General features: G+C 74.3%; 15 protein-coding genes. 12 read left to right on the top strand and 3 right to left on the bottom strand.

The window, feature by feature from the left end:
- Positions 1-26: 26 nt before the first annotated feature.
- Positions 27-704 (top strand): response regulator, encoded by a 678-nt coding sequence (locus tag E4U92_RS28190; protein WP_137303247.1) that lies wholly within the window; start codon positions 27-29, stop codon positions 702-704.
- A 42-nt stretch (positions 705-746) separates the two neighbouring features.
- Positions 747-1,379, top strand: coding sequence for an AAA family ATPase (locus E4U92_RS28185; RefSeq protein WP_137303246.1), 633 nt, complete (start codon positions 747-749; stop codon positions 1,377-1,379).
- Positions 1,380-1,403: 24 nt separating this feature from the next.
- Here E4U92_RS28185 and E4U92_RS28180 read toward each other — a convergent pair whose 3' ends face one another.
- On the bottom strand, positions 1,404-2,510 hold the full coding sequence (locus tag E4U92_RS28180) for a DUF5937 family protein (protein ID WP_137303245.1): 1,107 nt from the start codon (positions 2,508-2,510) through the stop codon (positions 1,404-1,406).
- Between the two features lie 42 nt (positions 2,511-2,552).
- Positions 2,553-3,773, bottom strand: a complete 1,221-nt coding sequence (locus tag E4U92_RS28175; RefSeq protein WP_229863156.1) for a threonine aldolase family protein — start codon at positions 3,771-3,773, stop codon at positions 2,553-2,555.
- A gap of 184 nt (positions 3,774-3,957) precedes the next feature.
- On the opposite strand from E4U92_RS28175, the gene E4U92_RS28170 reads away from it, so the two are divergent.
- From E4U92_RS28170 to E4U92_RS28125, 10 genes are all read left to right on the top strand, one after another.
- Entirely contained in the window at positions 3,958-4,896 is a 939-nt protein-coding gene (locus E4U92_RS28170) for a Rossmann-like and DUF2520 domain-containing protein (protein WP_137303243.1), read from the top strand.
- A complete protein-coding gene (gene panC, locus E4U92_RS28165; RefSeq protein ID WP_137303242.1) occupies positions 4,893-5,885 on the top strand; it encodes a pantoate--beta-alanine ligase in 993 nt (330 codons plus the stop codon). The genes E4U92_RS28170 and panC overlap by 4 nt, the downstream gene beginning before the upstream one ends.
- The gene (locus E4U92_RS28160; RefSeq protein ID WP_137303241.1) at positions 5,882-7,606 is read left to right on the top strand and encodes an L-aspartate oxidase; all 1,725 of its coding nucleotides are present in this window, start codon (positions 5,882-5,884) and stop codon (positions 7,604-7,606) included. The genes panC and E4U92_RS28160 overlap by 4 nt, the downstream gene beginning before the upstream one ends.
- Complete coding sequence (gene nadC / locus E4U92_RS28155) at positions 7,603-8,595, top strand: carboxylating nicotinate-nucleotide diphosphorylase (RefSeq protein WP_174864040.1); 993 nt, start codon at positions 7,603-7,605, stop codon at positions 8,593-8,595. The genes E4U92_RS28160 and nadC overlap by 4 nt, the downstream gene beginning before the upstream one ends.
- Before the next feature lie 15 nt (positions 8,596-8,610).
- A complete protein-coding gene (locus tag E4U92_RS28150; protein WP_137303239.1) occupies positions 8,611-9,408 on the top strand; it encodes a type III pantothenate kinase in 798 nt (265 codons plus the stop codon).
- 170 nt (positions 9,409-9,578) lie between these two features.
- Entirely contained in the window at positions 9,579-10,292 is a 714-nt protein-coding gene (locus tag E4U92_RS28145; protein ID WP_137303395.1) for a serine/threonine-protein kinase, read from the top strand.
- A gap of 270 nt (positions 10,293-10,562) precedes the next feature.
- Entirely contained in the window at positions 10,563-10,742 is a 180-nt protein-coding gene (locus tag E4U92_RS28140; protein WP_137303238.1) for a hypothetical protein, read from the top strand.
- 195 nt (positions 10,743-10,937) lie between these two features.
- Positions 10,938-11,384, top strand: a complete 447-nt coding sequence (locus E4U92_RS28135) for a BlaI/MecI/CopY family transcriptional regulator (RefSeq protein ID WP_229863206.1) — start codon at positions 10,938-10,940, stop codon at positions 11,382-11,384.
- Positions 11,385-11,393: 9 nt separating this feature from the next.
- On the top strand, positions 11,394-11,927 hold the full coding sequence (locus tag E4U92_RS28130; protein ID WP_137303236.1) for an amino-acid N-acetyltransferase: 534 nt from the start codon (positions 11,394-11,396) through the stop codon (positions 11,925-11,927).
- A gap of 286 nt (positions 11,928-12,213) precedes the next feature.
- Complete coding sequence (locus E4U92_RS28125) at positions 12,214-12,552, top strand: histone-like nucleoid-structuring protein Lsr2 (protein ID WP_137303235.1); 339 nt, start codon at positions 12,214-12,216, stop codon at positions 12,550-12,552.
- On the opposite strand, the gene E4U92_RS28120 is transcribed toward E4U92_RS28125, so the two are convergent.
- The gene (locus E4U92_RS28120) at positions 12,531-13,253 is read right to left on the bottom strand and encodes an SCO3374 family protein (protein ID WP_137303394.1); all 723 of its coding nucleotides are present in this window, start codon (positions 13,251-13,253) and stop codon (positions 12,531-12,533) included. The two genes, E4U92_RS28125 and E4U92_RS28120, sit on opposite strands and share 22 nt — an antisense overlap.

Below are 13,253 nucleotides of genomic sequence, written 5' to 3'. Positions count from 1 at the left end.
GCTGACCCTTGGACGGAAGAGGACCGATGACGATCCGCGTGATGCTCGTCGACGACCAGGTGCTGCTGCGCACCGGGTTCCGGATGGTGCTCGCCGCCCAGCCGGACATGGAGGTCGTCGCCGAGGCGGGCGACGGTGTGGAGGCCCTCCAGGTCCTGCGCGCCACGGCGGTCGACGTCGTGCTGATGGACGTGCGCATGCCGAAGCTGGACGGCGTGGAGGCCACCCGGCGCATCTGCGCGGAGGCCGAGCCGCCGAAGGTGCTGATCCTGACCACCTTCGACCTCGACGAGTACGCCTTCTCCGCCCTGAAGGCCGGGGCCTCCGGCTTCATGCTCAAGGACGTGCCGCCCGGCGAGCTGCTGGCCGCCATCCGCTCCGTGCACAGCGGGGACGCCGTGGTCGCGCCCTCGACCACCCGCAGGCTGCTCGACCGGTTCGCGCCGATGCTGCCGAGCACCGGCCGGGAGCCCCGGCACAAGGAGCTGGAGCGCCTCACCGAGCGCGAACGCGAGGTCATGATCCTCGTCGCCCAGGGCCTGTCCAACGGCGAGATCGCGGCCCGGCTGGTCCTCTCCGAGGCGACGGTGAAGACCCACGTCGGCCGGATCCTGACCAAACTGGGCCTGCGCGACCGGGTCCAGGTGGTCGTCCTGGCCTACGAGACGGGCCTGGTCCGCGCGGGCGGCGGCGGACACGGCTGAGGCGGGCGCCCGGACGTGAGCGGTGTCCCCTAGGGTCTGCGCATGCTTCTGTGGATCAACGGCCCCTTCGGGGGCGGCAAGACACAGACCGCGCACGAGATACGGCGCCGGCTGCCGGGCAGCGTGATCTGCGACCCGGAGCACCCCGGGTTCGGGCTGCGCCGGATGCTCCCGCCCGAGCTGCGCGGGGACTTCCAGGACCTGGTGTCCTGGCGGCAGGGCGTCGTCGAGGTCCTCGACCTGGCGCTGCGCCGGCACGACGGGGTGGTGATCGCACCCATGACGGTCACGGACCCCCGCTACTTCGACGAGACCGTCGGCCGGCTCCGCGGACTCGGCCATGACGTCCGGCACTTCACCCTGCTCGCCGAGCGGGAGACCGTGCTGCGGCGGCTGCGCGAGCGCCGTCTCGGACACCTGCTCCGGGTCGCCGCGGGCAAGGGTGCGGCAGCGCGCCGGGAGAGCTGGGCGGTCGCGCGACTGGACCACTGCCTGGAGCGGCTGCGTGAGCCCGAGTTCGCCGAGCACCTGTGGACGGACCGCTCGACCGTGCCCAGGACCGCGGACCGGATCGCCGTGCTCGCCGGGCTGACCCTCGTGCCGAACACGGAGGGGCCCCTGCGCACGCGCCTGCGCCAGGTCCGGGTGGGACTGCGGCACATCCGGCTCGACTGAGCGCGGACCGCGCCCCCGCGCCCCTCAGCGCAGGATGCCTTCCAGGAAGTCGCCGCCGAGCCGGGCCACCACCGTCACGTCGAGCTGGTGCAGGACGTACCGGCCGCGGCGGCGCGTGGTGAGCAGCCCCGCCTTCTTCAGGACACCGAGGTGCCGGGATATCTCGGGTGCGGTCATCCCGTGCGCCTGCGCCAACTCGCTCGTGGTGTAGGCGCTGCGCGCCAGGTGGCGGCACAGGCGCATGCGCACGGGGTGCGCCAGGGCGGTCATCCGCAGCGCGAGCTGCTCGACCGGCGTCGGCGCGGCCGGCTCGGGGGAGCCGACCGGGTAGTGCAGCACCGGCTGCCAGGCGTGCCGGTGCAGGACGCTCAGGTGCGGCCAGCCGAGGCTGGTGGGGACGAGCAGCAGGCCGCCGTCCCCGGTGGCCGAGTGGCCGGTGCCCAGCTTGTCGACGGTGATCCGCGCGGCCGCCTCGTCGAGCGAGAGCGCGGGCGACGTCGCGGTGAGGGCCTCGCCCAGGCCCTTGCGGCGCAGCAGCTCCGTCTTGTGCCGGGCGTCCGCCGTGAGCGGGTGGCGCAGCCGGGACCACACCTCGGCGAAGAACGCCTCGTCGCAGTCCTGCAGGAACTGCCGCAGCCAGGCCCTGATCCGCGGCGGGTCGTCCAGCAGCCGCTCGCTGAACCGCAGTTGCCGGGGTCCGCGCGCCGCGGCCAGCTCCAGCGCGCGCCGCCGCAGGCTCGCGTCGGTCAGCACGTCGGGCCCGTGCGAGCAGTACGGCAGGGCGCAGGTGAACTCCAGGGCCGCGTCCACGAACTGCTCGTCCGTCAGCTTGTCCAGCAGGTCCAGGTCCTCGGCGAGCGTGGCGCCGGGGAGCGTGCTGCGGCCGGGCAGCCCGGCGAACGGCATGAACAGGTCCGAGAACGTCGTCCGCCACAGGAAGTCCGCCTCGCACATGCGGTCGGCCAGGTGGGGGTCGAGCCTTGCGCTCACCCCGGTGACCCAGCCCCGCAGCCCGGGGTGGTGCCCCGGCTCGGACAGCGCGTGCAGCGCCATGCCGAGCTCGGCCAGGGGAGAGGGCACCACGGCCACCCTCTCCGGCCGCAGCCCCGCGACGTCGATGCTCACGCTCATGGGCCCATGGTGCACCCCGCCACCGACAGCGCCGCCGCCCGGCTACCCGTGCGCCCGGCCGGCCTCCTCCCGCAGCCGGACCGCGAAGTCGGCGACCGCCGCCCGCACGTCGTCGGCGCTCCAGCCCAGACCGTCGGCGCGGACGTCGACCTCCGTCCGCGCCAGCCCCGGCACCGGCGCGTCCCAGGCACGGCCGAACAGCAGGGTCCCGGTCTCCTCGGCCGTGCGGATCGCGGCCTCGGCGACGACGTCGGCGTCGTACGGCAGCCACACCTGGAACTCGTTCGTGTGCGGCACCTCCGGGTGCACCCGCGACCACGGCAGGCCGGCTTCCGCCAGGGCCTCGCCCAGCGCCGCGGCCACCACGCGCGCGTGGCGCACGTACTCGGGCAGGCGCGGCAGTTCCCGCTCCAGCCCCAACAGCGCCGACAGGACGGTGGGGAACTGCTGGAAGACCTGGCCGCCGTAGCGGTGGCGCCAGGTCTTCGCCTCCCCGACCAGCGCGGCCGGCCCGGCGAGCGCGGCGCCGCCGAAACCGTCCAGGGACTTGTAGAACGACACGTAGACGCTGTCCGCGAGGCCCGCGATCTCGTCGAGGGGGCGGCCGAAGTGGACGGTGGACTCCCACAGGCGCGCGCCGTCGAAGTGCACCACCGCGTCACGCTCGCGTGCCGCCTCCACCAGCTCCGTCAGCTCCTGCCAGGACGGCAGCAGGTACCCGGCGTCCCGCAGGGGGAGTTCGAGCATCAGCGTGCCGAAGGGTTCGGCGCAGTCCCGTACCTCCCGGGCCGTGGGCTGGCGGGGCTCCCCGGTCAGCAGGACCGGGCGCAACCCGCTGACCTGACTGAGCGCGTCGCGTTCGTGCACCTCGGGGTGCGCCATCGCGTGCAGTGCCACCGCCGGGTCGCCGGTGCGCCCCGCCCAGCAGCGCAGGGCCACCTGCTGGGCCATCGTGCCGGTCGGGAAGAACGCCGCGGCCTCCATGCCGAGCAGTCCGGCGACCTTCTCCTCCAGGGCCTCGACGACGCCGTTGCCGTAGACGTCGACGGGCTCGTCCAGGTCGTACACCTCGCCGGCGGCCTCCAGCAGGGCCAGCCGCCCGCGGAGCGTGCTCTGCAGCCCGGAGCGGGCGAGCACCCGGCGCGCACCGCGGGCCGCGCTCCTGCGCCGCTCCCACCGGCGGGTGCGCCGCTCCTCCTCCGACAACTGCTCGCCGGGTCCCTCGTCGGGCCCGCGCGTGGTCCGGTCCGTCGTATCGCTCATGTCGGGGATCATGTCGCGCGCGGGGCGGACGCGGCACCGCATTTCGGCCCGCGCGCCCACGCCGGGACCGAGTGTGGTTACCCACAGCCTGTGGACGAACCGACGCCCGCGGAACAGATCGCGTTAACATGACGAGAAATCGTCCGGTACCCAGAGCGGACTGGAACGGGAAGGCCTCCGTCGCGTGAGTACAAGCCAGCAGCCAGATCCCCGGGACCGCCCCGCGCGGCTCACCGTCGGCGTCGTCGGCGCCGGCCGCGTGGGCCCCGCGCTCGCGGCGTCCCTCCAGCTCGCCGGGCACCGCCCGGTGGCCGCCTCGGGGGTCTCCGACGCCTCCCGCCGCCGCGCCGCCCTGCTGCTGCCCGACGTGCCGCTCGTCCCGCCCGCCGAGGTCCTGCAGCGCGCCGACCTGGTGCTGCTCACCGTCCCGGACGACACCCTGCCGGACCTCGTCGAGGGCCTCGCCGGGACCGGTGCCGTGCGGCCGGGGCAGCTCATCGTCCACACCTCCGGGCGCTACGGCGCGAAGGTGCTCGACCCCGCCCTGCGCGCGGGCGCGCTGCCGCTTGCGCTGCACCCGGCGATGACATTCACCGGCACGCCCGTGGACGTGCAGCGCCTCGCCGGCTGCTCCTTCGGCGTCACCGCTCCCGAGGAACTGCGGCTGGCCGCCGAAGCCCTGGTCATCGAGATGGGCGGCGAGCCCGAGTGGATCGCCGAGGACATGCGGCCCCTCTACCACGCGGCCCTCGCCCTCGGCGCGAACCACCTGGTGACGCTGGTCGCCCAGTCCATGGAGCTGCTGCGCGCGGCCGGCGTCGAGGCACCCGACCGGATGCTCGGCCCGCTGCTCGGCGCCGCGCTGGACAACGCCCTGCGCTCCGGCGACGCCGCCCTCACCGGTCCCGTCGCGCGCGGGGACGCCGGCACCGTCGCCGCGCACGTCGACCAACTGCGCCGGCACGCCCCGCAGACCGTCGCCGGGTACCTGGCGATGGCCCGCGCCACCGCCGACCGCGCCCTCGCCCACGGCCTGCTCAAGCCGGAACTGGCCGAGGACCTCCTCGGGGTCCTCGCCGACGGCGGCCACGGCACCCACGGCACCGAAGGAGCCGCCGGATGACCACCACCCTGCTGCGCACCGCCGACGAGCTGCACGCGCGCGTGCGGCACGGACGCCGGGCCGTCGTCATGACGATGGGCGCCCTGCACGAGGGCCACGCGACCCTCGTGCGCGCCGCCCGCCGCATCGCCGGGCCGGACGGCGAGGTCGTCGTCACCGTGTTCGTCAACCCGCTGCAGTTCGGCGAGGGCGAGGACCTCGACCGCTACCCGCGCACCCTGGACGCCGACCTGAAGATCGCCGAGGAGGCGGGCGCCGACGTCGTCCTCGCGCCCTCGGTGGACGAGGTCTACCCGGGCGGCGCGCCGCAGGTGCGCATCAGCGCCGGGCCCATGGGGGAGCGCCTGGAGGGTGCCTCGCGGCCGGGCCACTTCGACGGCATGCTCACCGTCGTCGCCAAGCTGCTGCACCTGACCCGCCCGGACGTCGCGCTGTACGGGCAGAAGGACGCCCAGCAGCTCGCCCTGATCCGCCGCATGGTGCGCGACCTGAACTTCGGCGTCGAGATCGTCGGCGTCCCCACCGTGCGCGAGGACGACGGGCTGGCCCTGTCCAGCCGCAACCGCTACCTCTCCGCCGAGGAGCGGCGCACCGCGCTCGCCCTGTCGCAGGCGCTGTTCGCCGGCCGCGACCGGCACGCCGCGCAGGAGGCGCTGCGGGCCCGCGCGCGTGAGGTGCCCGCCACCCGCGCGCGGGCGGAGGCGCTCAGCGCGCTCGGCGAGTCCCGCGCCGCCGCCGACACGCACGCCGTCGTCAAGGCCGTCCCGGGCTCCGCGGCGGCCGTGCGCGCCGCCGCCCGGCTCGTCCTCGACGAGGCCGCGCGGCTCACCCCGCCGCTCGTCCTGGACTACCTCGCCCTCGTCGACCCGGCCGACTTCACCGAGATCGACGACGACTTCACCGGCGAGGCCGTCCTCGCCGTCGCCGCCCGGGTCGGCTCGACCCGGCTGATCGACAACCTCCCCCTCACCTTCGGAGCCGCCTCGTGACCAGCACAGGCATACGACTGCACGCGCCCGCGCCCGGGTGGTCCATCTCCGCGGACGTGGTGGTCGTCGGCTCCGGCGTCGCCGGCCTCACCGCGGCCCTGCGCTGCGAGGCCGCCGGCCTGAACACCGTGGTCGTCACCAAGGCCCGCCTCGACGACGGCTCCACCCGCTGGGCACAGGGCGGCATCGCCGCCGCCCTCGGCGAGGGCGACACCCCCGAGCAGCACCTGGACGACACCCTGGTGGCCGGCGCCGGCCTGTGCGACGAGAACGCCGTGCGCCTCCTGGTCACCGAGGGCCCCGACGCCGTGCGCCGGCTCATCGCGACCGGCGCCCACTTCGACGAGTCCGACGAAGGCGGCCTGGAACTCACCCGCGAGGGCGGCCACCACCGCCGGCGCATCGCGCACGCGGGCGGCGACGCGACCGGCGCGGAGATCTCCCGCGCGCTCGTCGAGGCGGTCCGCGCACGCGGCGTGCGGGCGATCGAGAACGCGCTCGTGCTGGACCTGCTCACCGACGCCGACGGCCGCACCGCGGGCGTCACCCTGCACGTGATGGGCGAGGGCCAGCACGACGGCGTGGGCGCCGTGCACGCGCCCGCGGTCGTCCTCGCGACCGGCGGCATGGGCCAGGTGTTCTCCGCGACCACCAACCCGTCGGTGTCGACCGGCGACGGCGTGGCGCTGGCGCTGCGCGCGGGCGCCGAGGTCAGCGACCTGGAGTTCGTCCAGTTCCACCCGACGGTGCTGTTCCTCGGCCCCGACGCGGAGGGCCAGCAGCCGCTGGTCTCGGAGGCGGTGCGCGGCGAGGGCGCCCACCTGGTCGACGCCGACGGCGTGCGCTTCATGGTCGGGCAGCACGAGCTGGCCGAGCTCGCCCCCCGCGACATCGTCGCCAAGGGCATCATGCGCCGGATGCAGGAGCAGGACGCCGAGCACATGTTCCTCGACGCCCGCCACTTCGGCGCCGAGATGTGGGAGCACCGCTTCCCGACGATCCTCGCCGCCTGCCGCGCCCACGGCATCGACCCGGTCCACGAGCCCATTCCGATCGCCCCGGCCGCCCACTACGCCTCCGGCGGCGTGCGCACCGACTCCCACGGCCGCACGACCGTGCCCGGCCTGTACGCGTGCGGTGAGGTCGCCTGCACCGGCGTGCACGGCGCCAACCGGCTCGCCTCCAACTCCCTGCTGGAGGGCCTGGTCTACGCCGAGCGCATCGCCGCCGACATCGCCTCCGGCCGCACCGCCGACGGCCTGCCCGCGCGCGAGCCGCAGCCCGTGCCGCAGCCCGAGAAGCCGTCCCACCCGCTCCTCGCCGCCGAGGCCCGGTTCGCCATCCAGCGGATCATGGCCGACGGCGCGGGCGTGCTGCGCTCCGCACGGTCCCTCGAGCAGGCCGCCGAGCAGCTCCAGCGGCTGCACGCCGACGCGCGCGACGCGCTCGACGAGAACGGCAAGACCGCCGAGCCCGGCGTCGACACCTGGGAGGCCACCAACCTCCTGTGCGTGGCCCGCGTCCTGGTCGCCGCCGCCGCGCTGCGCGAGGAGACCCGCGGCTGCCACTGGCGCGAGGACCACGCCGGCCGCGACGACACCCGCTGGCGCCGTCACATCGTCGTACGGCTGAATCCGGACCGGACGCTGGCCGTGCGCACCACGGACACCGCAGACTTCCCCCCGACCGTCCCCTCGTCCCGGCAGCCCCAGGAGCAGTGAGCGAAGTGAGCAACGACCTTCCCCTCGTCCCGAGCGGAGGCTGCGGCGACGGCTGCGGCTGCGGCGCCGAAGGAACCGACGCGGACGAGGCGTACCTGGAGTGCGGTCTCGACCCCGCCCTCGCGCAGCTGCTGGCCGACGCCGGACTCGACCCCGTCGAGGTCGAGGACATCGCCAACGTGGCCATTCAGGAGGACCTCGACCACGGCGTGGACGTCACGACCGTCGCGACCATCCCCGAGGAGGCCGTCGCCACCGCCGACTTCGTCGCGCGCGAGGCGGGCGTCGTGGCGGGCCTGCGGGTCGCCGAGGCGGTCCTGTCGGTCGTCTGCACGGACGAGTTCGAGGTCGAACGGCACGTGGAGGACGGCGACCGCGTCCACGCCGGGCAGAAGCTGCTGTCGGTCACCACGCGCACGCGTGACCTGCTGACCGCCGAGCGCAGCGCGCTGAACATCCTGTGCCGCCTGTCGGGCATCGCCACCGCCACGCGCGCGTGGGCCGACGTCCTGGAAGGCACCAAGGCGCGCGTGCGCGACACCCGCAAGACCACGCCGGGCCTGCGCGCCCTGGAGAAGTTCGCGGTGCGCTGCGGCGGCGGGGTCAACCACCGCATGTCGCTGTCCGACGCGGCCCTCGTCAAGGACAACCACGTGGTCGCCGCGGGCGGCGTCGCCCAGGCCTTCAAGGCCGTCCGGGAGGCGTTCCCGGAGGTGCCCATCGAGGTCGAGGTCGACACCCTGCACCAGCTGCGCGAGGTCGTGGACGCGGGCGCCGACCTGATCCTGCTGGACAACTTCACCCCCGGCGAGTGCGAGGAGGCCGTCGGCATCGTCGGCGGACGCGCCCTGCTGGAGGCGTCCGGACGGCTCACCCTGGACACCGCGCACGCGTACGCCCGGACCGGCGTCGACTTCCTGGCCGTCGGGGCCCTCACGCACTCCTCGCCGATCCTCGACATCGGCCTGGACCTGCGAGCGGCGGAGTAGGGGCGGGTAGCGGCCATGCTGCTGACGATCGACGTGGGCAACACGCACACCGTGCTCGGCCTGTTCGACGGTGAGGACATCGTCGAACACTGGCGGATCTCGACGGACGCCCGCCGCACCGCCGACGAGCTGGCGGTGCTCCTCCAGGGCCTGATGGGGATGCACCCGCTGCTCGGCGACGAGCTGGGCGACGGCATCGACGGGATCGCCATCTGCGCGACCGTGCCGTCCGTGCTGCACGAACTGCGCGAGGTGACCCGGCGCTACTACGGCGACGTACCCGCCGTCCTCGTGGAGCCCGGGGTGAAGACCGGGGTGCCGATCCTGACCGACAACCCCAAGGAGGTCGGCGCCGACCGCATCATCAACGCGGTGGCGGCCGTCGAGCTGTACGGCGGGCCGGCCGTCGTCGTGGACTTCGGCACCGCGACGACGTTCGACGCGGTCAGCGCGCGCGGGGAGTACGTCGGCGGCGTCATCGCGCCCGGCATCGAGATCTCCGTGGAGGCACTGGGCGTCAAGGGCGCCCAGCTGCGCAAGATCGAGGTGGCGCGGCCGCGGAGCGTCATCGGCAAGAACACCGTCGAGGCCATGCAGGCGGGCATCGTCTACGGCTTCGCCGGCCAGGTCGACGGCGTGGTGAACCGGATGGTGCGGGAGCTCGCCGACGACCCGGACGACGTGACGGTGATCGCCACGGGCGGACTGGCGCCGATGGTGCTGGGCGAGTCCTCGGTGATCGACGAGCACGAGCCGTGGCTGACCCTGATCGGCCTGCGCCTGGCGTACGAGCGCAACGTCGCGCGCACGTGAGGACGCCGGGAGGCACGGGACCGCCCCGGCGCGGTCCCGTGCCTCCCGGCGGCGCCGTCATGGGTCCAGGTGAGTGGTCCTGACGCGCGACACCCTGCACTGCGTGTCTGATTTGTCTGATTAGCGCGTACCGTCGGCGCATGCCCACGCCATACGGATCCCGCGGCGGCATGGCGTTCGGCGTGGAGGAGCTGCGTGTGCTCCGACGCGCCCTCGCCCTCGCCCTCCAGCCCGAACCCGCCTCGGCCGAGGACGTCCAGGACTGTCTCCGCCTCGCCGGGTCCCTCGACGAGGCGATCCGCGAGGGCGCCCGGCTGCGGGCCTTCCTCGTGGCCGACCTCGCCCGGTACCGCGCCGCCCTGCCCGGCACCGTGACGGGCTACCTGAGACTCCTGGAGGAGGTCCTCGGTACCGGCTACCGCCCCGTCGCCGACGACCTCGCCGCCCTGCGCGCGCTGCGCGGCAACCCGGACGCCGCCGCCCTGCTCCCGCGCTGCGAGATGCTCGCCGAGCAGGACGTCCGGGCCCGTCTGGCCCGCCGCACGGTCCCGGCGCCGGCCGCCCCCGCCGGGACGGTCCCCGCGGCCAAGGCCACCGGACCCGCCGGCCCCACGGCCACCGTCCCCGCCTCCCGCACCCGTCTTCTGGCCCTTCCCGGCGGACTGGCCGGGAGCGCGGGTGAGGGCGCGCCGCGGCCGGAGCGGACCAAGGAGAAGAAGCCGGACCAGCCCGCCGCACCCGGACCCGGCCGCGGCGCGCCCCAGCCGGCCCGGCGCCCCGTCCCCACCCCGGGCGAGGTGTTCCCGCGCCGCAAGCCCGCCGCGCCGCCGTCGGAGCCGGGAGAGCGCCCGGCCGAGTCGGGCCACCGCCTGGCGGTCGGCTGACCGCCGGGCGCCGCCACGGACACCGCTCACCCACGTCTCCGCGGACACTGCTCACCCACGTCTCCCGCGGAGACTTCCCCGGGCGCCTCAGGGGGCCGGCCGCCGCGTCGACCGGCCCCCTCGCCGTACGCCCGGCCGCGCCGGGGTGCGTCCGACCGCCGCGAGGGTCCGCTCCCTTCGGTGCTCCCCGCGCGCGTGCCGCGACCAGCGGCCATGCCGGGGGCGCCACCCCGGCCGGATGTCCGCTTCCTCCGTGGCTACCCTGGATGCATGGACTACGTCTCCGCGCTCGTGCCCCCGGTCGTCATGGCCGTGTTCTTCATCGGCGTGATCAGGGTGATCGTGAAGACCCAGGGCGGCGCCAACAAGGCCAAGGAGGACGCGGCCGTCGACGCCGTCCTCGCGCGCGCCGAGGGCACCCGGCAGGTCTCCGGCCCGACCGACGCCTGAGCGTTCCGGCCCACACCGGCGTACGTCTCCCCGCGCGCGCTCACGCGCCCGCGTGCCCCTCGGGGCGCAGGGAGCCGTACGCCCTTTTTTGTTGTGTTTGTCGGGGTAAGCGCCCGTCCCGCACGCCGTGGGGGAGATCTACCACTATGGTGCTGAGTTGTGCCTCGCCCCTTGGGAGAACTCGAAGACGCGGTCATGACGCGGGTGTGGAAGTGGAACCGCCCGGTGACCGTTCGAGAAGTCCTGGAAGACCTGCAACAGGAACGCTCGATCGCGTACACCACCGTGATGACCGTTCTGGACAATCTCCATCAGAAGGGCTGGGTGCGCCGTGAGGCGGAAGGCCGGGCCTATCGATATGAGGCGGTCTCCACCCGGGCCGCCTACGCGGCCGCCCTCATGAACGACGCCTGGGCGCAGAGCGACAACCCCGCCGCCGCTCTCGTCGCGTTCTTCGGCATGATGAGCGAGGAACAGCGCCGGGCGCTGAGCGATGCCGTGCGCATCGTCCAGGGCCCCGAATCCCTCACGCCCCCGGAACAGCCGGAAGGCACCCGCGCCGCCGAACCCCGCGAAGAGCGCGGACCCGGTGAGAGCGCCGCACAGAACCCCGGCTCGGCAACGGAGCGCGGCGGGCGATAGCGTCCGTACATGTCCGCAGAGAGTCCCGAAGTCCCCGCTAAAGCCATCACCGTCCGGCGGGCCAGGACGAGCGATGTCCCGGCCGTGCGGCGCCTCCTTGACGCGTACGTCCGTGCGGGCATCCTGCTGGACAAAGCGACGGTGACGCTTTACGAGGACATCCAGGAGTTCTGGGTGGCGGAACGCGACGACAACGCCGAGGTCGTGGGCTGCGGCGCACTGCACGTGATGTGGGAAGACCTCGCGGAAGTGCGCACGCTGGCCGTGAAGCCCGGCCTCAAGGGCGCCGGCGTGGGCCACCGGTTGTTGGAGAAGCTGCTGCTCACCGCGCGCTGGCTCGGCGTGCGGCGCGTTTTCTGTCTGACCTTCGAAGTCGACTTCTTCGGCAAGCACGGCTTCGTGGAGATCGGCGAGACGCCCGTCGACACCGATGTCTACGCCGAGCTCCTGCGTTCCTATGACGAGGGCGTCGCGGAGTTCCTCGGCCTGGAGCGGGTGAAACCGAACACCTTGGGCAACAGCCGGATGCTTCTGCATCTGTGATCGTCGGGGATCGGCGAAGCGTCACCGCGGTGTATTCCGCCCTTCCCCGCACCCATCCCGCCCGCCTTCCCCCGGCTTCCCACGCCTTCACCGCGTGCCCCTATGTCCGAAACGCGCACGTTTCCCGCCGTGGGGCGGCCGGTCGGTCTCTGCCAGGGGTTTGTGTTTTCTCGGCAAAAGCGGTTTGCTTTCCGACGTAACGCAGTACTGCATATAACAGGGGGAGCGGCGAAACGGCGGATGCCGCGGACCCCAGGCCCTCACGTTATCGATGAAAGGAAATCCGGTGGCACAGAAGGTTCAGGTCCTTCTTGTCGACGACCTCGACGGCGGCGAGGCGGACGAGACCGTGACGTTCGCGCTGGACGGCAAGACGTACGAGATCGATCTCACGACTGCGAATGCGGACAAGCTGCGCAGCCTTCTCGACCCCTATGTGAAGGGCGGTCGTCGCACCGGGGGCCGTGCTTCGGGCGGACGCGGAAAGACCCGCGCCGCTTCCGGTGGTGGCAGCCAGGACACCGCTGCCATCCGCGCGTGGGCGAAGGAGCAGGGTCTCGAGGTCAACGACCGCGGCCGGGTCCCCGCGGCCATCCGCGAGGCCTACGAGAAGGCCAACGGCTGAGCGCCCGCGCACCGCAGCCGGACGCGGTGACACTCGGTCGCCACCGTGTCCACCAGCCGTACGAGATCGGGGGCGCCCCCAGCGGCCCCCGGCGTCGACCCTGTCGGCAGGGCCGACACCGTCGGCAGCGAGGCCTCGACCTCGCACCCGGCCCCGGGGGGCCGCAGCCACACGGCGGCCCCCTGCGCGGACCCGGGAGCGGGCAGCTCCGGCCCTCCGGTGACCGGCCCCCACGGGTCCGGCCCCTGCGCGCCCGCGCCCTGCCCCACGTCCCGCCCGCGGCCCCGTAGGCGCGCCCCCTGAGCCCCCGACGCCCCCAGCCGCCCCAGCGGCCCGGGTGGGCCCGGCGGCAGCGGCGCCTCGATCGTCCCGCCCGCGCCGACCGCCGCGATGTCGAGCGGCAGGCCGCCCCACTCCAGCCACCGCAGGACGCCCGGGAGCTCCTCCGCGCTCCCCGCGGCCACCAGCAGCCACATCCGCGGCCCCCGCACGGCCACGGGCGCCGTACCGGGTGCCAGGCGCCGCAGGGCCGCGTGTCCGGCCGCCACGGGGACGTCGAGGACGTCGAAGCGTCGGCCCGCGATAAGTCGTACCGGCGCTCCGGGCACCGTCGCCCATCCCAGTTCGTTCTCGTACCAGCCGCGGATCCGCTCGTCCGGGTCCAGCGGCCGACGGGGGCACGGGAGGAGAGGGCCGGGGAT

Origin of the sequence: Streptomyces galbus (genome assembly GCF_005280195.1) — a bacterium.
GTDB classification, from domain to species: Bacteria; Actinomycetota; Actinomycetes; order Streptomycetales; family Streptomycetaceae; genus Streptomyces; species Streptomyces galbus.
Note: the sequence above shows the minus strand (reverse complement) of the source record. Positions and strands in the feature narration are given on the sequence as shown.

What these genes read in the sequence shown, in the direction of transcription:
- E4U92_RS28180 (WP_137303245.1), bottom strand. Translation starts at nt 2,510, where the DNA reads ATGAGCGTGAGCATCGACGTCGCGGGGCTGCGGCCGGAGAGGGTGGCC.
- E4U92_RS28175 (WP_229863156.1), bottom strand. Translation starts at nt 3,773, where the DNA reads ATGAGCGATACGACGGACCGGACCACGCGCGGGCCCGACGAGGGACCC.
- E4U92_RS28145 (WP_137303395.1), top strand. Translation starts at nt 9,579, where the DNA reads ATGGCGTTCGGCGTGGAGGAGCTGCGTGTGCTCCGACGCGCCCTCGCC.
- E4U92_RS28150 (WP_137303239.1), top strand. Translation starts at nt 8,611, where the DNA reads ATGCTGCTGACGATCGACGTGGGCAACACGCACACCGTGCTCGGCCTG.
- E4U92_RS28135 (WP_229863206.1), top strand. Translation starts at nt 10,938, where the DNA reads ATGACGCGGGTGTGGAAGTGGAACCGCCCGGTGACCGTTCGAGAAGTC.
- E4U92_RS28140 (WP_137303238.1), top strand. Translation starts at nt 10,563, where the DNA reads ATGGACTACGTCTCCGCGCTCGTGCCCCCGGTCGTCATGGCCGTGTTC.
- E4U92_RS28130 (WP_137303236.1), top strand. Translation starts at nt 11,394, where the DNA reads ATGTCCGCAGAGAGTCCCGAAGTCCCCGCTAAAGCCATCACCGTCCGG.
- panC (WP_137303242.1), top strand. Translation starts at nt 4,893, where the DNA reads ATGACCACCACCCTGCTGCGCACCGCCGACGAGCTGCACGCGCGCGTG.
- E4U92_RS28185 (WP_137303246.1), top strand. Translation starts at nt 747, where the DNA reads ATGCTTCTGTGGATCAACGGCCCCTTCGGGGGCGGCAAGACACAGACC.
- E4U92_RS28190 (WP_137303247.1), top strand. Translation starts at nt 27, where the DNA reads ATGACGATCCGCGTGATGCTCGTCGACGACCAGGTGCTGCTGCGCACC.